The organism is Sinorhizobium fredii USDA 205 (assembly GCF_001461695.1).
Lineage (GTDB): Bacteria > Pseudomonadota > Alphaproteobacteria > Rhizobiales > Rhizobiaceae > Sinorhizobium > Sinorhizobium fredii.
Genome location: NZ_AUTC01000147.1, coordinates 36,225 through 61,311, shown reverse-complemented (window position 1 = coordinate 61,311; position 25,087 = coordinate 36,225). Strand labels below are relative to the sequence as shown.

The window sequence follows — 25,087 nt, the reverse complement described above, 5'->3', positions numbered from 1 at the left end:
TATCTCGACAAAACGGAAGGGGCGGTAATCTTCTACCAATTGCCTGCTTGTTCACAAAGCATTCCCGCCGCGGAGCCTGCTGCCGCGTTTAGCAAGGCAACAGCGTGAAGATCACCCTGCTACATGTCTTTATCCTTAGGTCGTAGTCGATTTGAGGATAAGAACGCGGCAATCAAGGTGCTACAGCGACCTTTCCACGTCTGATAAGAGGCGCGGCGCTGTAGGCTCGCCGAGCGATACCGCCGCCACGCAACCCACGCGCGACTACGCCTCGTCCGTCAGGGCCTTTTTGTCGAGGCCGAGCTTTTGCATCTTCTCGTAAAGCGTCTTGCGCGAAATGCCGAGCGATTCATAGACCGGCTTCAGCGCGCCGCCATGCGCCGCGATCGCACTGGCGATGACGCTTTTTTCGAAGGCCGCCACCCTGTCGGCCAGGCGCGTGCCGTTTACGGGCGAGGCCCCATCGTCGCGCTCGGTTTCCAGCCCCAGCACCAGGCGCTCTGCAGCATTGCGCAGTTCGCGCACGTTGCCCGGCCAATCGCGCGTTGCCATTTCGGAGGCGAGCGTCGGCGAGATCTCGATGTCATCGCGGCCATAGCGGGCGGCGGATTCACGCACGAGCTGCATGAAGAGCAGCGGAATATCGGAGCGGCGCTCCGCCAGCGAGGGCACGCGCAGCGTCGCGACGTTCAGCCGATAGAGCAGGTCGGCGCGGAAGCGTCCGGCGGCGACCTCGGGCTCCAGTTCCAGCTTACTGGTCGCTATGAAGCGCACGTCGAGCGGCACGTGTTCGTTCGAGCCAAGCCGCGTTATCACCCTTTCCTGCAGCACGCGCAGGAATTTCGCCTGGAGATCGAAAGGCATCGAGCCGATTTCGTCGAGCAGGATCGTGCCGCCGCGCCCGTGCTCGAATTTGCCGTAGCGCGGCCTGAGTGCGCCGGGAAATGCCCCGGGCTCATGGCCGAAGAGCTCGCTTTCGATCAGATTCTCGGGGAGTGCGGCGCAGTTGATGGCGATGAAAGGGCTGTTTGCCCGGCTGCTCAGATCATGGAGGGCGCGGGCGACGACTTCCTTGCCGGCGCCGGTATCGCCGATGATCAACGTGTCGGCGTCCGATGCGCCGATCGCGCGCACCCGGTAGCGCAGGTCGACCATGACCTGGCTTCGCCCGGGCAGGCGCTGTTCGATGTCGTCGCGTTTTCCGGCGACGGCCCTGAGCCTGCGGTTTTCGAGCACGAGGCCACGCCAGTCGAGGGCGCGGCGGATGGTGCCCGCGAGCGCCTGCGCCGTGAAAGGTTTCTCGACGAAGTCGTAGGCACCCTCGCGCATCGCCCGCACAGCCAGTTGGACGTCGCCATGGCCGGTCACCAGGATCACCGGCACTTCCGGGTCAATCTCGCGGATCCGCTGCAGGAAGGTCATGCCGTCCATTCCCGGCATGCGGATATCGCTGATGACCACGCCGGAAAAGCTGAAGCTGATGAATTCGAGCGCCCGCTCGGCGCTGGCGAAGGTGTCGACGCGGAAGCCGGCAAGCTCCAGCGCCTGCGCGCTCGAGCGACGAAGCTCCTCTTCGTCGTCGACAAGCAGGACGCGGCTTTCACTCATTCGGCGGCCTCCCGCTCGGACTCGGGAATGACGGCAAGTTCGATTCGGAACACGGCTCCTCCGTTGGCACGGTTCGACACCGTCAGGCTGCCGCCGAAATCCTTGACGATGTTGTAGGAGATCGAAAGGCCGAGCCCGAGGCCCTTTCCCACCCCCTTGGTCGTGTAGAAGGGATCGAAGATGCGCTCCGCGATGGCGGGTGCTACCCCGGGGCCGCGGTCGCTTACGGTTATTACAGCCCTATCGTCCTCGCGCCAGGCGCGCACCAAGATCATACGATCATCGAGGCCTTCGACGGCATCGGCCGCATTGGAGATGACGTTGACGAGCACCTGCTGCAGCCGCACCGAACCGGCCCGCACGACCAGCGGCTCGGCGCCGAGGTCGATGTCGATTGCAGCGTTCGCCGTCTTCAACCGCGTCGCGACGATCTCCATCGTGTCGTGCATCACGTCCTCGAGCGGAACGGCGCCGAGCTTTTCATTCGGCTTGCGCGCGAAGTTGCGCAGATGCCGGCTGATCGCCGCCATTCGGTCGATGAGGCCGGAGATGCGCCGGACATTGTCGCTCGCCTCGGTCGTTCTCCCCCGCTCGATCAGCAATGCGGCGCTGTCGGCATAGGTCTTGGCCGCGGCGAGCGGCTGGTTGAATTCATGCGAAAGGGCGGCCGACATCTGGCCGAGCCCCGCGAGCTTGCCGGCCTGGACGAGATCCGCCTGCGTCTGACGCAATTGCTGCTCGGTAAGCCGCCGCTCGGCGATCTCCGCCTCGATCTGCACGTTGACGCGAGCAAGATCGGCGGTGCGCTCCTCGACCCGACGCTCCAGTTCCTCCTGCGCCTGCTCCTGCATCAGTATTCGCTCGCGCAGCCGCGCCCGCCGCTGAATGAGGATTGCGACCGCCAATCCGGTAAGACAGAGCAACAGGATGGCGGCCGCGACCGTAGTCAGCGCTTGGGTCCTGACCGAGGCCGTGTCGGTCAGGACGTTCACCGTCCAGTCGGCGTCCGGCATGTAATGCGAGAGCACCAGGTATTCTCGGGCGCCTTCGCTGCCCGAAACGGTCATCAACGCGTGACCGTCTATCGCGCGCCGAACGACCGGCAAGGGGTGGAGGATGGCATTGGCATAGCGCCTCGAGGCTTCCGTCCGGGCGAGCCGTTCGGGCGTCAAAGGCAGGATGCCGGCGTAGAGCCACTCCGGGTTTCCGCTCATGAAGATGATCCCTTCCGGATCGGAAACGAAAATCCTGTACTCGCCGCCCTGCCAGGAGGCTTCGATGGTCTCGATATCGACCTTGAAGACGATGACGCCGCGGATCTCATCGCCGACGCGCACGGGCGAGCCGAAATAATAGCCCCGCTTCAGAGAAGTCGTGCCGAGGGCATAGAAGCGGGACTGCGCTCCCCGCAGCGCATCCTGGAAATAGGGGCGGTAGCTGAAGTTCTGGCCGACAAAGCTTGCGGGCCCGTCGTAGTTGCTGGCGGCGATTGTATCTCCGTCCGGGGTGATGACGTAGATATCGGAGGATTTCAGGAGCCTGTTGATGTCTTTCAGATAACCGTTGACGGCGTCCCGCAGCCGGCGATCCCGCGGGCGCGTCACGAGTTCCTTGATGTCGTCGTGATCGGCGATCAGAGCGGGCAGCGCCTGATAACGATTGAGGTGGCCGCTGAGGGCGGCGACGGATAGCCTCAGGGCGGTATTCGCCTGCGCCGAGGCTTCCTGCATGTAGCTGCGGGTGGCAACGACGTTGCCCTGCACGGCGAGCGTCACGACGGCGACCGGCAGGAGCAAGAGCATAAGCAGGAAACGGTAGTTCACGGGAATGCCCGGCTCCTCCCCCGCGCGTCAATTGGTGTTCGGATCGTAAGAGCGCGCTCGACCCATGGCAAGCGTCCGGTGAGTATCGCCCAAATAAACGATCTTCCATGAGCGTCAATAGGATGTTGACAATGCGTTTGTTGGCCTTGGTCTTTTGCCGTTGGCCGGAAGAGAGCATCTATTCGGCATCGACAAGCCCGAAGACAGACGGGCAGAAAGGCAACGACAATGCTCGACCAGATCAGAGGCCTGCATCACGTCACGTCCATGGCAGACGATGCCCGCGCCAACAACCACTTCTTCACCAGCACGCTTGGGATGCGCCGCGTCAAGAAGACGGTGAACTTCGACTCGCCGGACGTCTACCATCTCTATTACGGCGACAAGACCGGCACGCCTGGGACGGTGATGACCTATTTCCCCTTTCCGCAGATGCCGCGCGGCAGGGCCGGCACAGGGGAGGTAGGGACAACCGTCTTTTCCGTGCCGAAGGGGGCGCTTGGTTTCTGGCATGACCGGCTGGCGCGGCTCGGCGTCACGGGGCTCAAGGCCGAGGAGTTTTTCGGCGAGAAGCGGCTGAACTTCGCCGGACCCGACGGCGACGGCTTTGCTCTCGTCGAGGTCGAGGGCGATCCGCGCGCGCCCTGGACCGAAGGCGGCGTCTTTGAGGATCACGCAATCCGCGGCTTTCACTCGGTTTCGATGCGGCTGCGCGACGAGGGCGCAACCGCGGAGCTGTTGAAGTTCATGGGTTACGAAGAACTCGACCGCAAGGATGGTGTCACAAGGCTGATAGTGCCGGGTGGCAACGGCGCGGGCCTCATCGACCTGGAAACGCTGCCGAACATCAATCGCGCCGCACAAGGGGCCGGCTCCGTGCACCATGTCGCCTTTGCCGTGGACAATCGCGAGAAGCAGCTCGAAGTGCGCAAGGCGCTGATGGATACCGGTTATCACGTCACGCCGGTTATCGACCGCGACTATTTCTGGGCGATCTATTTCCGCACACCGGGCGGTGTCCTCTTCGAGATCGCCACCAACGAGCCGGGCTTCGACCGCGACGAGGAGGTCGCCCATCTCGGCGAGACGCTGAAGCTGCCGCATCAGCATAAACATCTCCGGCCGATCCTCGAAAGCCATTTGCAAAAGCTCGAGGGATAAAGCGTTCCTCCGCCGCTCCGGTCCTCCTTCGTATATTCGAGGGAGGGGCAGGCGTTCTTAAAGTTATGTGGGATAAGCGACCGCTGACCTATTGGCAGAAAAGGAGAATTCAATGGCAGACCATGGCTATGTGCATAAGCTGAAAGCCGGCAAGCCCGGCAATCCGATCCTCTTTGTCCTGCACGGAACGGGGGGAGACGAAAACCAGTTCTTCGGTTTCGGCGCTGAGCTTTTGCCGGAGGCGAGCATTGTCTCGCCGCGCGGCGACGTGTCGGAACATGGGGCCGCGCGGTTCTTCAGGCGCACGGGCGAGGGGGTCTACGACATAGCGGACCTCGCACGCGCCACCGGGAAGATGGCAAACTTCGTGAAGTCGCTCGCTGCCGAGCATGAAGCCTCTGAGATCATCGGCCTCGGCTATTCGAACGGCGCCAATATCCTCGCCAACGTGCTGATCGAGGAGGGCGTCTTCGACAAGGCGGTGCTCATGCATCCGCTGATCCCGTTCCGCCCGAAGGACAATCCCGCTCTCTCGGGTCGCAAGATCCTGATCACCGCCGGCGAACGCGATCCGATCTGCCCGGCGCCGCTGACCCAGGCGCTCGCCGACTATTTCAAGAAGCAGCAGGCGACGGTCGAAGTCGAATGGCATTCCGGCGGCCACGACATCCGCCAGAACGAGATCGCGGCGATCGGCCGATTCTTGAAGGCGTGAAACTCTCACTCGAGCCGTCGGCGGAAGAGCCAGGCGGCGGACGAAAGCGTGACGACGGCGATTAGGCACAGCGGTAGTGTCTGGTGCACCACTTCGGCAACCGGGATATCCTTGAGGAACACGCCCTTCACGATCACCAGGAAATAGCGCAGCGGATTGATCAGCGTCACCGGCTGCAGCCAGCTTGGCATGTTCTCGATCGGCGTGGCGAAGCCGGAAAGGAGCATCGCCGGCACCATGAACAGGAAGGCTCCGAGAATCGCCTGCTGCTGGGTCATCGACAGCGCCGAGATGAACAGGCCGAGCCCAACGACCGCGGCGAGATAGAAGATGGCGCTCCCGTAGAGCAGGAAGAGCGAACCGCGCAGCGGCACACCGAAGATGAAGACGGCGGCAAGAATATAAATCGTGATGTGGAAGAGCCCGATCATCATCGGAGGGATGAGCTTGCCGATGAGGATTTCGTGCGTGCGCAATGGCGAGACGATGAGCTGATCGAAGGTTCCGAGTTCTCGCTCGCGCGCGACCGACAGCGCGGTGACGATCAGCCCGATCAGCAGTGCAATGCTCGCCACCAGATTGGGTACCATGAACCACTGAAAGATGAGATTGGGGTTGAACCAGTTGCGCGCCTCGACCCTGATTGCCTGGGATGCGGCACGTTCGCCGGCCGGCGTTTCGGCTGCGAGCGTACCAACGATGCGGCTGAGATACCCGGACACGATCTGCGAGGCGTTGGAGCGCCGGCCGTCGAGGATCATCTGCACCTCGGCGGGTTTCCCGGCCTCGATGTCGCGCGAGAAGGTCGGACCGATTTCCACTGCCGCCAGCACATGCTGATTGTCGATCGCGAACTGGATCTCGGCGGGACTGTTGGCGAGCCGGATCGAGCGGAAGGTCGGCGAACCGCCGATCTGCTGGACGAGCTCCTGGCTCCAGTGGCCATTGTCGCGGTTCAACAACATGAGGTCGACGTTCTTCACCTCGAGCGTCGCCGCGTAGGAGAACACGAGCAACTGGATGATCGGCGGGCCGATCAGGATCGTTCGGCCTTTCGGATCCCGAAGCACGGCAAGCAGTTCCTTGACGATCAACGCCTTCAGTCGACCCCACCACATCCTAACCGATCCTCTTTCTGGTGCTGCGCGCAGCCAGCGCGAAGAAAACGCAGCCGATCAGGAACATCACCGCAATTGCCCGGCCGAACATTGGCCAGATGTCACCGGCGAGGAACACCGTCTGCAGGCTGGGAATGAGATAGCGTGCCGGCACGATATAGGTGAACCACTGGATGATGGTCGGCATCGAATTGATCTCGAACAGGAAGCCGGACAGCAGGAATGCTGGCAGGAAAGCGGAGATCAACGCGAGCTGGGAGGCAAGAAACTGGTTCTTGGTAGCTGCCGAAATCAACAGCCCTTGCCCGAGGGCCGGCATTAGAAACGTTGCGGAGAGCGCATAAAGCGCTACCACCGAACCTCGGAAGGGGACTCCGAACAGAAAAATGGCGAGAAGCACGCAGAGCGTCATCGAGCTGAGGCCGAGGATGAAATAGGGTAGGAGCTTGCCGGCGAGCAGTTCGGCGGCCGAGACCGGGGTCGCCATCATCGCCTCCATCGTGCCGCGCTCCCATTCGCGGGCGACGACGAGAGACGTCAGCAGCGTGCCGACCAGCGTCATGACGATGGCGATCGAGCCCGGAACGAGGAAGTTCCGGCTGGTCAATTCAGGGTTGAACCAGAAACGCTGTTGGGCGGCGATCGCCGGCGGCTGGCCCTGGCCCTCCAGGGTGCGCTGACGCTCCCAGTTGGCGACCGTTCCCTGCGCATAATTCTGCACGAAATTCGCCGTGTTCGGATCGGATCCGTCGACGATCACCTGGACCGCAGGATGGCGTCCCGCCGCATGATCGGCCGCGAAGCGGGCCGGGATGACGACAATGCCGCGCACCCGACCGAGGATAAGGTCGTCCTCGAATTCACGGCGATCGCGACCATTGGCGACGGCGAAATAGCGCGACGCCTGAAAGCTCGCGGCGAGATCGCGCGTCAGCGGCGTCGCCTCCTCGACGACGAGGCCGATCCGCGTCTGTGTCGTGTCGAGCGAGACGCCATAGCCGAACAGGAAGAGCAGGATGAGCGGCAGCACGAAGGCGATCAGGATGCTGCTCGGATCGCGAACCACCTGAGAGCTTTCCTTGCGCACCAGGGCGGCGAAGCGCCTGGCGCGGCCAGAGCGTTCGGATTTTCGCTTTTTCGGGTCGGCGCTCATGCCGCCTCCTTTGCCTCCGAGCCCTGGACGAGGGCGATGAAGGCATCCTCCATGGTCGGATCCGGCAGGTCCATGCCGGCGACGCGCGCTTTCATCTCGTCCGGCGAGCCGAGCGCGATCGACCGGCCGCGATAGATCAGCGAGATGCGGTCGCAATATTCCGCCTCGTCCATGAAATGGGTGGTGACGAGAACCGTCACGCCCTTTTCGACCAGGCCGTTGATATGCGTCCAGAACTCACGTCGGGTGATCGGATCGACACCGGAGGTCGGCTCGTCGAGGAACAGAACCTCCGGTTCGTGCAACACGGCACAGGCGAGCGCCAGACGCTGCTTGAGGCCGAGCGGCAGGTCCTTCGCCGACATGTCGTGGATCGTGCCGAAATCGAAGATCTCCGTCATCAGACCGATCCGTTCGCGCTTCCTGGCGCCGGAAAGTCCGTAGACGCCCGCAAAGAAATTCAGGTTCTGCAGGACGCTCAGATCGCCGTAGAGGGAGAATTTCTGCGCCATGTAGCCGAGCCGGTTGCGCGCTTCGGCGGCGTCGCGCCGAAGATCGAAGCCCGCGACGCGACCTTCGCCGGCGGTAGGCTTCAAAAGGCCGCACAGCATCTTGAAAGTGGTCGATTTTCCGGCGCCGTTCGGACCGAGCAGGCCGAAAATCTCGCCGCGCGGGATATCGAAGGTGATGTTGTCGGCAGCCGTGAAATCGCCGAAGCGCTTCGTCAGCCCGCGCGCCTCGATCACCGGCCGACCGCCATCGGCGGCGAATTGCCGCTGGGTCTCCGCAAGCCGCGACCGTCCGCCCGGCCCTCCGCCAAGCATATCGACGAAGGCATCCTCGAATCGCGGCGGCGTCGCCGTGGCGCTGCCGGACGACCCCTCGAGCAAGGGAGGGGTGAGCCCCTGCTTCATCACCAGCCGTATCGCCTCGCCTTGGATGACGCCATCGACGACGCCGTCCTTATCGAGCAGGCGTGCCAGCCTCTCGCGGCGTCGCCCGGTCGTGCCGGACAGCCGGAAGACGCGATCCTTGACGCGACCGGTCATCTCCGGGGGCGAGCCGGCAAACAGCAGCCTGCCCTGGTTGAGCAGCAGGACATGATCACAGGCTTCGGCTTCATCGAGATAGGCCGTCGACCAGAGAACGCCGATGCCTTCCGCCGTCAGGTTCTCGACCATCTTCCAGAGATCGCGCCGCGAGATCGGATCGACGCCGACGCCGGGTTCGTCAAGCAGCAGCAGCCGCGGTTTGCGCAGCAGGGCGCAGGCAAGGCCGAGCTTCTGCTTCATGCCGCCGGAAAGCTTGCCGGCGAGCCGCGTCGTGAAACGGGCCAGATCAGTGAATTCGAGCAGTTCGGCGAAGGTCCGGCCGCGTTCCGCCAGCGGCAACCCGCGCAGGTCGGCATAGAGATCGAGGTTTTCCTGAACCGACAGGTCCTCATAGAGCCCGAAGCGCTGCGGCATGTAGCCGATCGCCGCCTGGATGCTGGCCGGATCCTTGCGCGTGCCGTAGCCGAGCACTTCGACGGTGCCTTCGTCCGGCAGCATCAGCCCGGTTATCAGCCGGATGAGTGTCGTCTTGCCGGCGCCATCCGGACCGACGAGACCGGTGATCCGTCCGCCTTCGATGACGCCATCGATGGAGTCGAGGGCAGGGGGCGCCGCGCCGAACCGCTTGGACACGGCAGCCAGCCGCACGAAGGGCGCGGCGGCTCCGGTATCGGCCCCAGATGTCATGTGCCGGCCTCCGGGCTTGGCAGGTGCACGGTGACCGGCATGCCCTGGCGCAGGTCGGCGCCCGGCTTGGCGATGACAATCCTGAGCCGGTAGACGAGATCAGTTCTGAGCTCGGGCGTTTCCACCGATTTCGGCGTGAATTCGGCGACCGGCGAGATGAAGCCGATCGTTCCTTCATAGCCGTGTCCAGGGTTTGTGTCCGAGGTCACCTTGACCTTCATTCCCGGGTGGACGCGGCCAAGGTCCGGTTCGGCGACATAGGCGCGGACCCAGACGGGCTCCGTCAGAGAGAGCACATAGACCGTGTCGGCCGGGGAGACGACCGCGCCGACCTCGCGGACGCGAGAGAGAATGATGCCGGCGCTCGGTGCGACCAGCTCGACATCCTTGAGCGCGGTGCGGGCGCTCGCGGCCTTTGCCATCGCGGCATTCGCCTGCGCTTGGGCTGTGGCTATGTCCTCCACGCGGCTTCCCTCTTCGAGCAGAGCCAAAGCTTCGCGTGCGGAGGCGGCACGGGCGGTAGCCGCGGCACGGCTTGCAATCGCCTGATCAAGTTCGGCCTGCGAGATCGTGCCGGCCGGCCGCAGGCGCTGCGCCCGCTGATAGGCGAGCTCGGCATTCTTGAGTTCGGCAAGTTGTTCTTCATACACGGCGCGGGCCTGGGCGATCTCGGTCGGGCGGGCGCCCGCCTTGAGCTTTGCAAGCGTGGCGCGGAGCGCCTCGGCATCTGCCTCGGCCGCGTCCAGGGCCTGCTGGAACGGTTCGGCATCAAGCCTGGCGATCACGTCGCCAGCCTTGACCGCGTCGCCCTCATCGACGCGAAGTTCGGCGATGCGGCCGCTGACGCGGAAGCCGAGCGACACCTGGCGGATGTCGACATTGCCGTAGAGAACCGTGTTCCTGTTGTCTTCAGCCCAGCCGAGCCGCGCAGGCAGATCGAGCCACCAGGCGCCGGCTCCGCCCGCCGCGATGAGCAGGGTGATGAGTGCAATTTTCTTCATCGCTGGCGGTCCTTCTCCGCACCGAGTATGGCCACCAGTTCGGCCGCGTGCCGGTGCAATGTCTCGATTTCCTTCGGTCCGGCGCTTTCCCACTCGAGCTGCGCATAGACGGCGGCATGGGCCATGCGGAACACGAGCACGCTGCCGACGAAGGAGAGCGTTCTGAGCCGGATGTGTTCGGAGGCCGGGTCGTCCTCGAGAATGGCACCGATCAGCCGGCGCGCCATCTCGATCATCGGCCGCATGATGTTGCCGTAGATCCGCTTGAAGGCTTCGGTCGGTTCCATCTGCTCGCGAATGATGAAGCGCGCCCAGCTTTCCGATTGCTTGCTGACGAAGAGAACGATCATCCTCTGGACCATCTGCGTGAGGAAGGCGCGCGCCTCGGCGGAGGTCATCGGCCGACCTTGTTCGTCGAGCTCCGCAATGCGGCCGAGGATGGTGGCACGCAGATCGCGCACATGGTCGCCGATCAGAGCTGCGAGGTGCTCCGCGGCGGCGATGTAGAGCCCTTCCTTGCCGCCGAAATAATAGGGGATTGCCTGGAGGTTGACGCCCGCCGCATCGGCGAGCTTTCGCGTCGTGGCGCCGTCGAAGCCATAGCGACCGAAGATGTCGATCGCCGTGGCGAGAAGCTTCTCTCGCGTCGCGTCGCCGCGCTCGGCCTTGATCTGTGTTGTGGTCTCATCGTTCTTCATCATTTGCTTAAATTACCTCATTCATATGAATAAGTCAATCGATCGAATGAAATTTCAGCAGACACCTGAAACAGCCCGATCTGCCAGGCAACCGAGCACGACTGTGCAAACCGCCGCGCGCGGCGAAACCGACAGAGCTAAATTCTGGTTATCACGCGTTCAGGCGACTTGCTGCACCGTATCGAGCCGCCGCTGGAACAGCGCCGCGATCAGGTCCGACTGGGTGACGATACCCACGACCCGGTTGTCGGCATCCACCACCGGCATATGGTGCAGGCCCATGTCCGCCATCGGTGGCACCAGCTTGGCGACCATCGTTTCCGGAAGCGCCGACTGAACGCGGGTGGTCATGATTTCGGAAACGAACCGAGGCGACTTTGCCGGCAGGCCGATGATGTTGCCGATCCGCTCGCGAAGGCCGATCTGCAGCCGCCCATCCGCCGTCAGCGTTGTGTGCTTCATGAAGTCCATTTGCGTGAGAATGCCGACCATGCCGTCCTTTTCGGTAACCACCGGTAATGCCTGGATCCGGTGTTCGACGAGCATCCGCCAGGCTTTGCGCAACGCGGTGTCCGGCGCAACGGTCAGGACATCGCGCGACATGATCTCGCCGCAGGTGATTTCGCCCGACCGGCGGGTGAAGGCGCGTATCTGCGCCTGATGAATGAAACTGTCGAGTTCTTCGGGGCTGATGTCGACGACCTCGCCGTATTGCGCCAGCACGGCTTGCAGATCTTCCGGCACCACGCCGAGACGTTGGCTCGGCAGGGGATCCTGTGTCTTGTGCACGTTCACCGCCGGCGCCAGGTGCGGATAGCGCCGGCCCGTGAGGTTATTGAAGACCAGCGCGACGGCGAGGATAAGCAGCGAATTGACCGCGACTGGCGACAGGACGAAGGCGTAGCCGGCTTCCCGTATGGCCGGACCGCCGAGCACGGCCGTCAGCGCGACGGCGCCGCTCGGCGGATGCAGGCAGCCGAGCACGAGCATGGCGCCGATGGCAACGGCAATAGCCACGGCCGCGGCCACGACCGGATCCGCAATGAACAGGGCGCAGGTGACGCCGACTGTCGAGGCGACGACGTTGCCGCCGAGGATAGACCAGGGCTGGGCGAGCGGGCTCGACGGCGCCGCAAAGAGCAGCACGGCCGAGGCGCCCATCGGCGCAATGAGCAGCGGCAGGCTGGCGTCAGTGCCGATGGCGAGCGTGCTGATGAAGCCCGTCAGCAATATTCCGATGAGCGCACCGCAGGAGGAACGCAGCCGCTCCCAGCCGTTGACCGGTACCAGCGAAGGCATGAAACGTCGGAGGAGAACTGCGGCCTTGGACATGGATGCTCGTGAGCGACGCGGAGGGTGGGCAGGACAATAGTGCACAGCGCAATAGCATGTGATCGGAGATTGGGCACGCAATCTGCATCCAAGAATGCGCTATGGATTAAAATATATGCATTGTGCCCAATAAACGTCCGGGCCGCAGGTTGAATCCAATTTCAGGCTCCTGCCGCAAAGTCGATCGTGATCTTGGTGCCGCGATCGGGTGCGGTGTCGATCGAAATTCTCGCCTTGTGAAGCTCGGCGATCCGATGAACGATTTTCATGCCAAGACCGAGTTGACCGGAGCGCTTGACGTAGCCGAGGTCCTCATTGTGTTCCGGCAGATCGACCAGCCCTTTGCCGTCATCCTCGACGGAGACCAGAGGGCCTGGCCCGCAGGTCAAGACGATGCGAGTGCCGGGCGGATTGTGCTTTACCGCGTTTTCGATCAGGTTCCTGAGCATGTTCTCGACGAGCGCCGGGATCACCGTCACGGGCGTTGTCGCGTGGTCGACGAATTCGATCGACTTTTCGTGGTCGAAGACGAACGGCGCTGTGGCTTGCGCCACCTCGGCTCCGATCTCGGAGAGGCTAGCCCGCTGGTAGGCGGAGGGGTCTACTGCATCGGCCCGCGCCAGCGACGTCAGTTGCTCGAGAATATGCGTCAGCGCGTCGAGATCCCGCTCGGCATTGCGCGCCCGAGGATCGTCGATGCGACTCAGTTCCATCTTGGCGATCGAAACGGGCGTGCGTATCTCGTGCGCGATCGAGGAAGAGAAGACTTTCTGGGATTGAACGAGATCGGCAACGCGGGCAAGCAGGCGATTGACGGCGCTGACGAGGCGTTCGATCTCCTGCGGCATGCGCGTTATCGGAAGGCGGGCGCCGCTGTCGCGCGGATCGATCGCATCCGCAGCCGTGACCGCCATCGCCACCGGCCTGAGCGCGCTTCGGATCGACCAGATCGTCGCGCCGATGACGAGGCAGAACATGAGGGTCATCGGTACGATCATCGAATCGAACATCTCATGGAGCAGGGCAGCGTACATGAAACCGTTCGGGTCCTTCAGGATCGCCAACTCCACAATCACCGATTCACCATTGCGTTCGAAGGATTGGCCGCCCGCCACACTGAAGGGCTTGCCCGGCTCGATCAGCCGCTTCCAGAAGTTCGGTGCATTGACGCTCAACGGCAGGAAATGCTCGGCGCACTCCGTCGTACAATTGGAAAAGAGCACCGAACCGGACGCGGTGCGCACCCGGACATAGATCGCGCCGGCGCGTCCATTCAGTTCCAGATAGCGTTCCCGGAGCTCGTGATCTGGCTTGTATCTCAGCAGCCCGTCCTGCGTCGTGATCACCCGCGACAGGGTCTCCGTCTCCTGCTGCAGCATCAGGACGCTGAGCTTGTCGTCATCGAACCAGTAATCGGCAAAAACCACGCCGATCTGCAGGACCATTGCAAGCAGGGAAAAGGCGACGATGCGCCGCGCCACAATGCCGATCAGCGACGGGGTGCGTTTCCTCATGCAGCAGTCCGCAAGAGATAGCCGATGCCGCGCACTGTTTCGATCTGTACGCCTGTGTCCAGCGGCTGCAATCGCTTCCTCACCCTGGAAACGGCAAGCTCCAGCGCATTGGAACTGAGCTCCTGCCCATATTCCGAGAGGGCGGTCTCCAGCCGGCGCTTTGGAACGACGCGCCCGACTTCGCGCATCAATATCTCGATCAGCGAGCGTTCTCGCGGAGGGAGGGCGACCATGACCCCATCACAGGTAAGCTCTGCGGTGGCTGGATCGAAGCGCAACGCGCCGGCCTCGAGCACCGGCTGTATTGCATGCGGATTGCGCCTCAGCATGGCCCGGCATCGGGAAAGCAATTCGCGATGGTGGAACGGCTTCACCAGATAGTCGTCCGCCCCGGCATCGAGCCCCTGGACGCGTTCGTCGACGGAACCGCGGGCGGTGATGACGAGGACTGGCAACCCGGCGTGCTGCTGCCTTATCCATTTCAGAAGATCGATACCGTCGCCATCCGGCAGGCCAAGGTCGAGAAGGACGAGATCGTGCTCCCGCTCGGAGATCGCCGCTTCGGCCTCACCCAGGCTCGAGACTGCGTCGAGCCGCCAGCCTGCATCACGCATGGTCTCGCCCACGAGCTCGATGAGGCGGGGGCTGTCTTCGACGAGCAGCAGGCGCATGCGTTTTCCTGATCGTTAGCCCTCTGCGGGCGTCGGCCGCAGACCATAGGAGTTTTTCCGTAAGGTGCCAACGTGCCTTTGCAAGGCTGTCGAGAAACCGTCCGCCTCGCGATGTCACGGACTCGGCGCAGTTCCGGACCGTCTTCAACCATTCTCCCGACAGTACTTCGACAGCTTGCCCGCGGTACTGGCGGAGGCGTCGAGACGCGTCGGCGAACCGGTTGCGTCTCTCAAAGTGGTCGATGACGGCTCGGAATGCCGCAACAAACCAATGAGAGCGATGAGCTCCCTTGCTTGGAGAAAAATGTTTTGGCTGCCTTCAGAAGTCGCCGGCCGGAAATCGGCAGCATCGCATTGAGCGCGATCGCCACGCTTTACCTGCTGATGCTCACCAACAATTCCTTTTGGAGCCGCGCGGTGGCCTATTTCGATCACGCGTGGATCGCCATGCTATCGCTCGGCGTGGCACTCGGTCTCACCACCTTTTCGATCCTGACGTCACTTTCGATGAAATATGTGATGAAGCCGGTGCTGATCCTGCTGATCATCATATCGGCGGCCGCCTCTTATTTCACCGATACGTTCGGCGTCGTCATCGACAAGGGCATGATCGGCAATGCCGCCGTCACCACGGAAGCCGAGGCTGGCCATCTGCTGACAGGCGGCCTTGCGCTTCATGTTGCGCTCTACGCGCTCATTCCCTCCCTTCTGATCGCCTGGGTGAAAGTCAGGCATCGTCGATTTTTCGCAAAGGCCGCCGTCAATTTCCTCTTCATTGCTCCGGCGCTTGTCTTGAGCGGCGTGCTCATCTACGCCAACTTTGCCGGCATCGCCTATGCGCTGCGGGAGCATCGGGACCTGATGGTCCGGTTCAATCCGGCCGGGCCGATCTCGTCGGCGGTGCGCTACGGTCTTTCGACCTATCGCGAACGCAATCTGGTCGTGCAACCACTCGGGACCGACGCCAAAAAGGGCGCGCGCATCGCCACAGCCGGCAAGCCTGTCGTCGTGGTGGTGGTTGCGGGCGAGACTGCGCGGGCGATGAACTTCTCCCTCAATGGTTATGACCGGGAGACAAATCCGGAATTGAAGACGCTTGGCGTGGTCAACTACCGCGACACGACGAGCTGCGGCACGGCGACAGCCGTCTCATTGCCCTGCATGTTTTCCGTCTATCCCCGCAGAGAGTACAGCGACTGGAAGGCTCGCTCGAGTGAAAACCTCGTCAACGTACTGACGCATGCGGGCGTTTCGGTTACCTGGTGGGACAACAACACGGGCAGCAAGGGAATCGCCGACCTCATCAATTTCGCCAGCATGACGCGTAGGAAGAACAGCCCGCTGTGCAACGATGGCGAATGTCTCGACGAAATCTTCCTCGACGACCTGGATAAAAAGCTCGGCGCAACGACCAACGATAGCGTCATCGTGCTGCATCAACTCGGCAGCCACGGGCCATCCTATTACCTGCGCTATCCCGAGGCGTTCCGCCGCTTCACGCCGGACTGCCGGACTCCGGAACTGATGAGCTGCACGACGGAGGAAATCGTCAACGCCTATAACAACACGATCCTCTACACGGACCATATCCTGGCGAGCGTCGCGAGGCTGCTCGAAAAGCACCAGGACCGCATTGCCGGCGCGATGATCTACATGTCGGACCATGGGGAATCGCTCGGCGAAAACGGCATTTATCTGCACGGCGCGCCCTATGCGATCGCACCCAAGGAACAGACGCAGGTCCCCTTCATCGCCTGGTTTTCGAAACCATATCAGACCGCGATGGGGGTTGACGCAGCCTGTCTCTCCACGGACGCAGACACCCCGAAGTCGCACGACAACCTCTTCCATACGGTGCTCGGCATGATGGACGTGCAAACGGGCGTCTATAACCGCTCCCTCGACGCTTTCGCGGCCTGCACGCGCCCGACGGAGCGGAAGAACGAGGCACCGGGCTACCACGCGGCCGAGAGCGGCCTGCGAGCTGGACCGGGGGGAGTTCTGTAGGCAGCGGACAAAGCAGCCGCGACGGATCGAACTGTCGGCAGTCCGGAAAATCTGCTAGACTGCATGCTCGAAACCGGTCCGATTGCGGTCACGGTAACCGTAGGTCCTTCCATGGAAGGAGCAACCGATGCAGTTCGTTGGAATCCAGGTCTTCCCCGAGCGCGGCGGCAAGGCGGGTTTCACCGTCGAATTCGTCGGCGCGACGGGAGAGGTCGTTTCCGTCCTGTGCCCGCAGAACGCGGAGGGCACCCTCAACCGGATAAATGCGGTGGGGCGGGCGAAGGAAATCCTTGCCGCCGCCATGGAGGCGGATGGTGAGCTGCTCGGCATAGGCGGCACGCGGCGCTCTCCGTCGATCCCGGAAGGTGCGCTTCCGAACGCCCGCCAGGCACACGACCAACAGGCGATGGAAGAGCAGCTGGAGGAGGGGCTCGAAGATACGTTCCCCGCCAGCGACCCGGTGTCCATCACAAGTTCAACTATTCCGAGGTCAACGCCGCGCCGTTGACCTGCGCGGTCGCGAAATTCTGGCGTGCTGCTCTCCTCGCCCTCAGATTAACCAACATGTTGCGTTTCCGCAATTTTGCGCCGAAAGCGATTTCGGTCGATGTTGGAATGCGATAGTGCTGTGAAGCGAGCCCTGCGGTCGCCGCCGCAATTCATCGCGCGGCTTAAGACGAGTGACGATCGATCCTCGTCCGCATCCATGGAGAAAGCCGTCTTGGACGCCAACGGGAGCACCGCTTGATGAATGCCCGACGTCTCACATTCGCTGTCGGTGATATTCACGGCTGCCTCGCGCAGCTCGAAAGCCTGTTGGTTGCAATCGAGTCATCCGCGCCCGGGGGTAGGGTCATTTTCCTCGGTGATCTCGTCGATCGCGGCCCGGAGAGCCGAGGCGTCGTCGAACGGATCATGGCCGGACCGCCCAAGACCGGTTGGCAATGGATGACCCTCAAGGGCAACCATGAGGACATGCTGCTTTCGGCCCGCAGGGGTCTCGCCGAGATGAGCTCATGGCTGATGAACGGCGGCGACGAGACCCTGGAATCCTACGGTGGCGCAATACCCCTAAGCCACCTGGTCTGGATGGCCGAGCTTCCGTCGATCATCGTCGAGCCCTATCGCATCTTCGTCCATGCCGGAGTGGATGAGACGATCCCGCTCGAGGAGCAGGGCGACGATATCCTGCTCTGGATGCGCACCGAACCGAACTATTCCGGCTTTTACTGGGGCAGGCATGTCTGCCACGGGCATACGCCAAGCCGCAGCAATCCGCGGACCGTCGGCAACAGGACCAATGTCGATTCGGGTGCCGTCTTCGGCGGCGTGCTTTCCTGCGCCGTCTTCGACGACGACGCACCGGGCGGGCCGATCGACTTTCTCATCGCCGGCGGACGTCGCTGAGTCCCGGACGAGAAAGCGGAAACTATGCGACCATCGAGCAACATCGTGCGAACTCGCCTTTAAGGTGCAATTCACGCCAAATGCCGCAAAACAGGCGCTCCAAAATTGATTGTAGAGCTACCATAAGTGGATTAGATTATTCTTCCTGTTACTGGTGTCGAGGTCCCTGGCGGAGTGGATTCGACCTGCGCGTGAAAGATGTGATGACCAAATGAGTGGTCAAACAGCCACCTGACAACATCGTCAGACAGGTAAAATCGAGACGTCGCTTGCGGTAAGGCTTCACGGATTTTGGTCGAGAGCGTCCACGATGTTCGGGGCGTGGTAGAGCATTTACCGGCTCCGTATGCTCAATAGGCGCCCGTTTGGGGGAGCCTGGAGAGCATCAACGACATCTTCCATTGGATGGAAGAAGGCAAGATCGACGGTCGCATAGGCATGAGACTGCATTAGGTTGCATTGAGCAGGCCGGGAAATTTCAGCAAAGGTCATTGCGATTGGGAAGGCTCAGATGGCTTCGCTTGAGACCGTAACGATGAACCGGGATGACATCGATCGACTGCCGCAACTCGGGGCACGCGCGGCCTAAATCAAGCAGGCAATCCAGGCGAAGCTGATCGAGCATCGCAAAGCCTATATGGCCACACCATGCCGCCGATTGGTGGATGGAAATGGGCGTCAAGGGCACGGAGCAAGTGCGAGGGGGACTCCCACGGAAGGTGACCTGTCTAGCCGGCGAAGGCCTATGCCCGCACCCGTTGAGCGATCTGTCTGATGATCCGGTCGATTGATGTGGGCGGCGGCCGTGGCCATCAAACCCCGGTGGTGAGCCGTTCGGCGGGATGCCGATAGCACTGCAAAAAGGACATGGCGATGACCAAAAGCTTGTTCTCTGATCAGCACCAGGGGATCTCCAGAAGAGATCTCCTGCTCATTGCGGGAACTGCCGCGACCACGCTCGCAAGCTACAATCATATTGCCAGAGCCGCGCCCGCCGGCGGCACCCTTGCAATCGAGGAGGTCAAGCAGGGCGAGGACGTCTTTGCCTACGTCAGTAGGATCAAAGGCGGATTTGATCAGACGGCCTACCAGCAGGTGATCGGCGCTGCGAACGAGTTCAAAGAGGGAGATCAGACAATTGGGGTGGGAGCCGCAGATGAGACAAGTCGAAGAAGCGCGCGTACCCTCCTGGCAAATACGAAGATCAAAGATCTCCACGAGCACCCATTGTTCGTGGACGACCTGCAGCAACTGATATGGCAGACCACGGATCGAGCCCAGTATGAAAAGGTCAAAGACTGGACAATGGGCCAACTGAAGGAATTTCTTCTCACCGAACCAGAGGACAAGATCAAAGGCATCATGAATGGCCTGACCAGCGACACGATAGGCTTCGTCCCGAAGCTGATGAGCAATGAGGAACTGATCTCCCTCAATCAGAAAATCTTCAATGTAATGCCCGGCACCAAGATGGGATCAAAGGGATACATGGGCGCACGAATCCAGCCCAATTCTCCGACAGATCATCCCGATGACATCGTCTGGCAGGTTTTCGATGCCTTCTCCTATGCAACGGGCGATATTGTCATTGGTACCAACCCGGTGGACAGCACCGTAAATAGCGTCGTCGCGGTTGAATGGGCGCTCAAGGACATCGTCGATACTTTCGAGCTTGGGGAAGTGATCCCTTGGTGTGTGCTCGCTCATATCGATGTCCAATCCGAAGTGAGTGATGCATTTCCGGGAACGGTTTCCACGGTGTTCCAGAGCCTTGCCGGGACAGATGACTGCAACAAGATTTTCGACATTACGAACGAGAAAATCCTGAGGTACGCACGCGCGAAGGAGGGGGAGAGATATGGCCTCTACTTCGAAACCGGGCAGGGCTCGGAATTTACCAACGGCGCGGCAAACGGCGTCGACATGATGGTGCTCGAGTCGCGGAAGTACGGCTTCAGCAGGGCGGTGGCCATCGAGCTCGCGAAGGTGCAGCCCCAGGGCGCATGGCTTCATGTCAATGACGTTGCCGGCTTTATTGGACCCGAGGTCTTCAAGAGCCGCGAACAACTGGTCAGGTGCTGTCTCGAAGATATGGTCATGGGCAAGCTCCATGGACTTACCATCGGCCTGGATATCTGCACCACGCTGCACATGACGGTCAGCCTTGAAGACCTGGATTGGTGCCAGGACCAGATCATGCCGGCCAATCCCGCTTATCTGATTGCTCTGCCTACCAAGAACGACCCGATGTTGAGCTATCTCACAACGTCGTTCCAGGATCACGTGCGCCTGCGGGACAAGTTTGGCTTCAAGGTCAATGATGCGATGTGGGATTTCTACAAGCGGATCGGGATCGTTGGCGAAGACGACAGCTACACCCCGAAATTTGGAGATCCTCTCTGGGTATACTACCAGTATCGCCTCGCCAAGGGGGATGGACGATCCAAGGACGCGATCTACGTCGAGGGTGGCCAGAAGATGCGGGAAGTTGAAGAAAGAGGTGTCGATCTTGCCACCGGGCACGGAGAGCGTATCTGGGATCTCAATCCGACGCTCGCGGCCAAGGTAAAGAGCCTGTACGACGACGCCAAGCAGTCGCTCTGGGCCGAACTCACGCCCGAGTTTATCGCCGCCGTACCGGATGTCGTGGCCGTCCGCACCCTGTCCACAGACCGCAATGATTACATAGCTCACCCTCCTACAGGGGAGACGCTGAGCCCTGAAGCAATTCAAGAGATGGAAAGAATAAGAGCCTCCTGGGGAGGCGATATGCCCAAAGGCCAGATCGTCATCTCGGACGGCCTGAACGCCAAGGCCATCATGGACGATGGACATCTTGCGCCCTACCTTGAGGAGATGCGCAGATTGCTCGCCGAAGCCGGCGTCACGATGAGCGACCGGAACATCGTGGTCACCGGCGGAAGGGTGCGAGCCGGCTATCGGATCGGCGAAGTACTTTTCGAAGACGCCGATCCCAACAGTCTAAGGGGCATTCTCCACATCATCGGTGAACGACCCGGAACCATGCACCACGCCTATTCGGTCTACATCACCGTCGCCAAAGGCAAGCGATGGTCGGAGAAGAATATCGATCACGATATCACCAAACTCGTGAGCAATGTCGCAGACACCGCCCTGTCCCCAAGGGAAGCCGCCAGGGAAACCTTGACAATCATCAGGGAAATCGTCGGCAAAGAAGTGAATGGCAGTCGCCGCTATGGGTAGTAGCAAATTGTGCTACAACGCCGCGCGTCTTGTCAGACGCGCAAAGGTCGCTGTAGCATTTTGAATCGCGGCACGTTTTTATCCTTTAATCGGCTACGATTTAACGGAGGCCCGTCCGTTTCGGGCCATCGGCGGCCATCGGCGGCCAGTTGGCCTGAAGCGCGAGAGCTCGCTGTGCGGCACTTACTGCATAATTCCCCGAGGAGTGTTGTACGCCGGTCCATCCGGAGATAGTTGTGGTCCGAAACCCCACCTGAGGAGCCGGCTTGGATACCCTGACGACTGCGATATTCCCGAAAAAATTCGCTGCCTTGCTGTTTGACATGGATGGCACCCTGCTCAATTCCATGGCCGTCGTCGAACGGGTCTGGGGTGCGTGGGCGGTCCGCAACGGGCTCGATCCCCATGAGTTGATGAAATCGGTGCACGGGGTGCGCGCGTCCGACACGATCCGCAAGCTCGGGCTGGCGGTCGATCCGGACATCGAGGCGCGAGAGTTGGCCTTGGCGGAGATCGCTGACGTGGAAGGCATCGTCGAAATACCCGGGGCGGTCGCCTTCCTCAACTCACTGCCGCCGGAGCGCTGGACGATCGTCACGTCGGCGCCGCTCGAACTGGCCATGCGTCGTCTCGCCGCGGCCGGCATTCCGGTTCCTCGCCACATGGTCACCGGCGAGGACGTCACGGCGGGCAAGCCTGATCCGCAGGGCTACCTTCTCGCCGCCAAGAGGCTCGGGGTTCGCGCCGAGGATTGCCTCGTCTTCGAAGATGCACCGGCCGGGATACTCGCGGGCAGTTCGGCCGGCGCCGAGGTGGCCGTGATCACTGGTGCTCACGCTGCGGCAGCCGGAACGCCGCACCTGACCTTGGAGCACTATACGGACGTCAAGGCCGGGATCGGCGGCGACGGCTGGCTTTCCCTTCATCGGCGATATTGCTGATTTGCTCGGCTGCAAACTGATGCGATGCTCCGTCGGATGGGACGCGTTTCGCACGCACGGCATATTTTTCTAGTAGTTTTGTAGAGAATAAATCTTCATTCCTTACGCTCGCTCTCGCCGGTGGGCACAATCTGCGTATGAACCTTTCCTTTTGCAGCAACCGGACGCGCCGGGGAGCGAATGCAATGGTGAAGACGCTGATTGTTCCGGGGTTGTTCGGATCGGGCGAGGGGCACTGGCAGCGCCATTGGCTCGTCGACCATCCCGAGGCGACACTCGTCGAGCAGGGCGACTGGAGCCGACCGGCACTTGCCGCCTGGCGAAGCGCTCTGGAGGCTGAAATCGCGAGGCATCGGGCGGTTGATATCGTCGCCCACAGCCTCGGTTGCCTGTTGATCGCGGGCTTGGGCGGGCGCCCGATTGCAGACCGCGTTCAAGGCGTCCTTCTCGTCGCGCCCTGCGATCTGGAAGAAACCGAGCGGCTGCATCCGGGGGTAATCGATTTTGGTGCCATGCCGCGACGACGTCTCAGCTTTCCGAGCCTCGTGGTCGGCAGTCTCAACGATCCCTACATGCGCTTCGACCGCTTGCGGGCTCTTTGCGAAAGATGGGGCAGCCGCCTTATCGATCTCGGCCATGCCGGCCACATCAACATCGCCAGCGGTTTCGGCCGCTGGCCGGGCGGCTATGATCTGCTCAGGGTGCTGCACGGCATGGCCAAAGGCGCTACCCCGGCGATGCCGGTCCGCCAATCGGAGCGCTCGGCTCCAACGAGCCGGCAAAGACCGTTTCCCTAGCGCCACATGCCGCGCATGCGGGCACGGACATCGACGCGCAATTGATGCGCATCGCGCTGGCCAGCCGCAGCCGGCGTGGCGACGGGCCAGGCCGAGCACTCGAAGAACTGCAGAAGCGTTGCGGGGATGAAGCGGCTGCGCGAGGCGTAGACATGCCGGTCGCCGTGGGCATTCTGGCCGTGCGTGAAAAAGCGCTGCGGCGTGGTCAAATGCAGGCTGTCCCTGGCGCGGGTCATGGCAACGTAAAGCAGGCGCCGCTCCTCCTCGACCTCTGCCGTGCTGCCGACGCCGAGGTCGGAGGGAATGCAGCCGTCGACGCAGTTTAGGACGAAAACCGACTTCCATTCCTGCCCCTTGGCGGAGTGGATTGTCGAGAGAATGAGATAGTCCTCATCGAGCAGCGGCACGCCGGCCTGGTCGCTCGTGGCGTCCGGCGGGTCGAGGGTGAGTTCGGTCAGGAAGCGTTCGCGCGACGGATAGCCGGTGGCGATCTGCTCGAGCTGCAGGAGATCGGCCTTGCGCATCTCGGCATCCTCGTGGATTCGCTCGAGATGTGGCTCGTACCAGCTGCGGGCCGTGCCGATCTCGGACGGCCAGCCGGCCCGACCGGGCCGCAAGGCTTGCAGCATGTCGACAAAGGATATCCAGTCAGTGCCGGACCGGGGAGGGGCGGGGATCTCGCAAAGCGTCGTCAGCGGTTCCGGGTCGGCGGCAATCGCGTCGAGAACCCGTCCGGCCGTCTGCGGACCGACGCCCGGCAGCAATTGCATCAGCCGGAATCCGGCTACCCGGTCGCGCGGATTCTGGGCAAAGCGCAGTGCCGCCAACATGTCTTTCACATGGGCGCTGTCCAGGAACTTGAGGCCCCCGAACTTCACGAAGGGAATGTTGCGGCGGGTCAGCTCCACTTCGAGCGAGCCGCTGTGGTGCGAGGTGCGGAAAAGCACGGCCTGCTGCTTCAACAGCATTCCGCCTTCGCGGTTCTGCAACACCTGTTCGACGACATAATTTGCCTGGACCGCTTCGTCTCGCACGGTGACGAGGCGCGGGCGTTCGGTCGATTCCCGCTCGGTCCAGAGGTTCTTGGTGAAGCGTTCGCGAGCAAGTTCGATGACGCCATTGGCGGCAGCGAGAATCGGCTGTGTCGAGCGGTAGTTCCGATCGAGCGTGATGATCTCTGCAGCAGGTGTGAAGGTCGCCGGAAAATCGAGAATATTGCGTACTGTCGCGGCGCGGAACGAATAGATCGATTGGGCGTCGTCGCCCACGACCGTGAGGCCGCGGCCATCCGGCTTCATCGCCCTCAGGATCGAAGCCTGCAGCCGATTGGTATCCTGGTATTCGTCGACCAGCACGTGATCGAACCGGGAGCCGGACTCCTCGGCGAGCACGGCGTCCCCCATCATCTGTGCCCAGTAGAGCAGCAGGTCGTCGTAATCGAGAACGTTCTGCGCCTGCTTGGCGTCGACATAGGCACCAAAAAGCTCGCGCAGCTGCTTTTCCCATGCGCTACACCAGGGAAAACTGTCGCGCAGGACTCCTTCGAGCGGCTGTTCCGCATTGACCGCACGCGAATAGACGGCAAGACAGGTCGCCTTGGTCGGGAAACGGCTTTCGGTCTTCGAAAATCCAAGCTCGTGCCGGACGATGTTCATGAGATCGGCGCTGTCTTCCCGATCGTGAATGGTGAAATCCGGATCGATGCCGATTTCCGTGGCATGTTCGCGCAGAAGCCGCGCACCGATGCCGTGAAAGGTTCCCGCCCAGGCAAGCGCGTCGGAAAAGCTCCCTGCCTTTCCGCCGAGCACTTGGCTGCAGATGCGCTCGACCCTGCGGCCCATCTCGGCGGCCGCCCGGCGCGAGAAGGTCATCAGGAGGATCCGCCGGGGATCCGCGCCGTTGACGATGAGATGCGCGACCCGGTGGGCAAGCGTGTTCGTCTTGCCCGAGCCGGCGCCGGCAATGATGAGAAGCGGGCCGCCGCCATGGACGCCGGGCGCGACACCGTGTTCGACGGCATGGCGCTGACGTTCGTTCAATTTCTCCAGGTATGCCGCGCTCATCCAGCCTCCGGGTACGCTCGCGCGACTGAACAGGCGCGTCCTTGTAAAGGGGCGGGACTGCCGCGAATCGCGCGAGAACGGATAAGGAACATAGCTGCAGTTCGACACACTGCA

At 62.0% G+C, this 25,087-nt stretch carries 19 protein-coding genes; 8 read left to right on the top strand and 11 right to left on the bottom strand.

Translation table 11 applies throughout. The annotated features are described in order from the left end of the window. Positions 1 to 264 precede the first annotated feature (264 nt). The gene (locus N181_RS20290) at positions 265 to 1,608 is read right to left on the bottom strand and encodes a sigma-54-dependent transcriptional regulator (protein WP_037434414.1); all 1,344 of its coding nucleotides are present in this window, start codon (positions 1,606 to 1,608) and stop codon (positions 265 to 267) included. Beyond that, on the bottom strand, positions 1,605 to 3,431 hold the full coding sequence (locus N181_RS20285; protein WP_037434413.1) for a sensor histidine kinase: 1,827 nt from the start codon (positions 3,429 to 3,431) through the stop codon (positions 1,605 to 1,607). Before N181_RS20285 ends, N181_RS20290 begins: the two co-directional genes overlap by 4 nt. A gap of 228 nt (positions 3,432 to 3,659) precedes the next feature. Here N181_RS20285 and N181_RS20280 point away from each other — a divergent pair, with 228 nt between their 5' ends. Further along, positions 3,660 to 4,592, top strand: a complete 933-nt coding sequence (locus tag N181_RS20280; RefSeq protein WP_037434412.1) for a VOC family protein — start codon at positions 3,660 to 3,662, stop codon at positions 4,590 to 4,592. Between the two features lie 112 nt (positions 4,593 to 4,704). After that, the gene (locus N181_RS20275) at positions 4,705 to 5,307 is read left to right on the top strand and encodes an alpha/beta hydrolase (protein ID WP_037434411.1); all 603 of its coding nucleotides are present in this window, start codon (positions 4,705 to 4,707) and stop codon (positions 5,305 to 5,307) included. A 5-nt stretch (positions 5,308 to 5,312) separates the two neighbouring features. Here N181_RS20275 and N181_RS20270 read toward each other — a convergent pair whose 3' ends face one another. From N181_RS20270 to N181_RS20235, 8 genes are all read right to left on the bottom strand, one after another. Further along, entirely contained in the window at positions 5,313 to 6,425 is a 1,113-nt protein-coding gene (locus tag N181_RS20270; protein ID WP_037434410.1) for an ABC transporter permease, read from the bottom strand. A 1-nt stretch (position 6,426) separates the two neighbouring features. Continuing rightward, on the bottom strand, positions 6,427 to 7,578 hold the full coding sequence (locus N181_RS20265; protein WP_037434409.1) for an ABC transporter permease: 1,152 nt from the start codon (positions 7,576 to 7,578) through the stop codon (positions 6,427 to 6,429). After that, positions 7,575 to 9,317, bottom strand: a complete 1,743-nt coding sequence (locus N181_RS20260; protein WP_037437517.1) for an ATP-binding cassette domain-containing protein — start codon at positions 9,315 to 9,317, stop codon at positions 7,575 to 7,577. Before N181_RS20260 ends, N181_RS20265 begins: the two co-directional genes overlap by 4 nt. Continuing rightward, a complete protein-coding gene (gene hlyD / locus N181_RS20255) occupies positions 9,314 to 10,318 on the bottom strand; it encodes a secretion protein HlyD (RefSeq protein WP_037434407.1) in 1,005 nt (334 codons plus the stop codon). Before hlyD ends, N181_RS20260 begins: the two co-directional genes overlap by 4 nt. Beyond that, positions 10,315 to 11,019, bottom strand: coding sequence for a CerR family C-terminal domain-containing protein (locus N181_RS20250; protein ID WP_037434406.1), 705 nt, complete (start codon positions 11,017 to 11,019; stop codon positions 10,315 to 10,317). Before N181_RS20250 ends, hlyD begins: the two co-directional genes overlap by 4 nt. Positions 11,020 to 11,175: 156 nt before the next feature. Beyond that, positions 11,176 to 12,348 (bottom strand): HPP family protein, encoded by a 1,173-nt coding sequence (locus N181_RS20245; protein ID WP_037391782.1) that lies wholly within the window; start codon positions 12,346 to 12,348, stop codon positions 11,176 to 11,178. A gap of 161 nt (positions 12,349 to 12,509) precedes the next feature. Next, on the bottom strand, positions 12,510 to 13,862 hold the full coding sequence (locus N181_RS20240; RefSeq protein WP_037434405.1) for a sensor histidine kinase: 1,353 nt from the start codon (positions 13,860 to 13,862) through the stop codon (positions 12,510 to 12,512). Further along, positions 13,859 to 14,533: a response regulator transcription factor gene (locus N181_RS20235; RefSeq protein ID WP_014330590.1), complete on the bottom strand. Its 675-nt coding sequence runs from the start codon at positions 14,531 to 14,533 to the stop codon at positions 13,859 to 13,861. Before N181_RS20235 ends, N181_RS20240 begins: the two co-directional genes overlap by 4 nt. Positions 14,534 to 14,842: 309 nt before the next feature. Between N181_RS20235 and N181_RS20230 the strand changes: the two genes are divergently transcribed. The 6 genes from N181_RS20230 (at position 14,843) to N181_RS20205 (ending at position 22,910) form a co-directional block, all read left to right on the top strand. Beyond that, on the top strand, positions 14,843 to 16,540 hold the full coding sequence (locus N181_RS20230) for a phosphoethanolamine transferase (protein ID WP_037434403.1): 1,698 nt from the start codon (positions 14,843 to 14,845) through the stop codon (positions 16,538 to 16,540). A 127-nt stretch (positions 16,541 to 16,667) separates the two neighbouring features. Continuing rightward, the gene (locus N181_RS20225; protein ID WP_037434401.1) at positions 16,668 to 17,048 is read left to right on the top strand and encodes a hypothetical protein; all 381 of its coding nucleotides are present in this window, start codon (positions 16,668 to 16,670) and stop codon (positions 17,046 to 17,048) included. Between the two features lie 239 nt (positions 17,049 to 17,287). Then, positions 17,288 to 17,947, top strand: a complete 660-nt coding sequence (locus N181_RS20220) for a metallophosphoesterase family protein (protein ID WP_037398389.1) — start codon at positions 17,288 to 17,290, stop codon at positions 17,945 to 17,947. Positions 17,948 to 18,820: 873 nt separating this feature from the next. Continuing rightward, positions 18,821 to 21,172, top strand: coding sequence for an ethanolamine ammonia-lyase (locus N181_RS20215; RefSeq protein ID WP_037398467.1), 2,352 nt, complete (start codon positions 18,821 to 18,823; stop codon positions 21,170 to 21,172). Between the two features lie 266 nt (positions 21,173 to 21,438). Continuing rightward, positions 21,439 to 22,113 (top strand): HAD family hydrolase, encoded by a 675-nt coding sequence (locus tag N181_RS20210; RefSeq protein ID WP_037398392.1) that lies wholly within the window; start codon positions 21,439 to 21,441, stop codon positions 22,111 to 22,113. A gap of 185 nt (positions 22,114 to 22,298) precedes the next feature. Continuing rightward, entirely contained in the window at positions 22,299 to 22,910 is a 612-nt protein-coding gene (locus N181_RS20205) for an RBBP9/YdeN family alpha/beta hydrolase (protein ID WP_050984101.1), read from the top strand. Here the strand turns inward: N181_RS20205 and N181_RS20200 are convergent. Continuing rightward, on the bottom strand, positions 22,907 to 24,973 hold the full coding sequence (locus N181_RS20200) for an ATP-dependent helicase (protein ID WP_037398395.1): 2,067 nt from the start codon (positions 24,971 to 24,973) through the stop codon (positions 22,907 to 22,909). The genes N181_RS20205 and N181_RS20200 overlap by 4 nt on opposite strands. Positions 24,974 to 25,087: the final 114 nt, after the last annotated feature.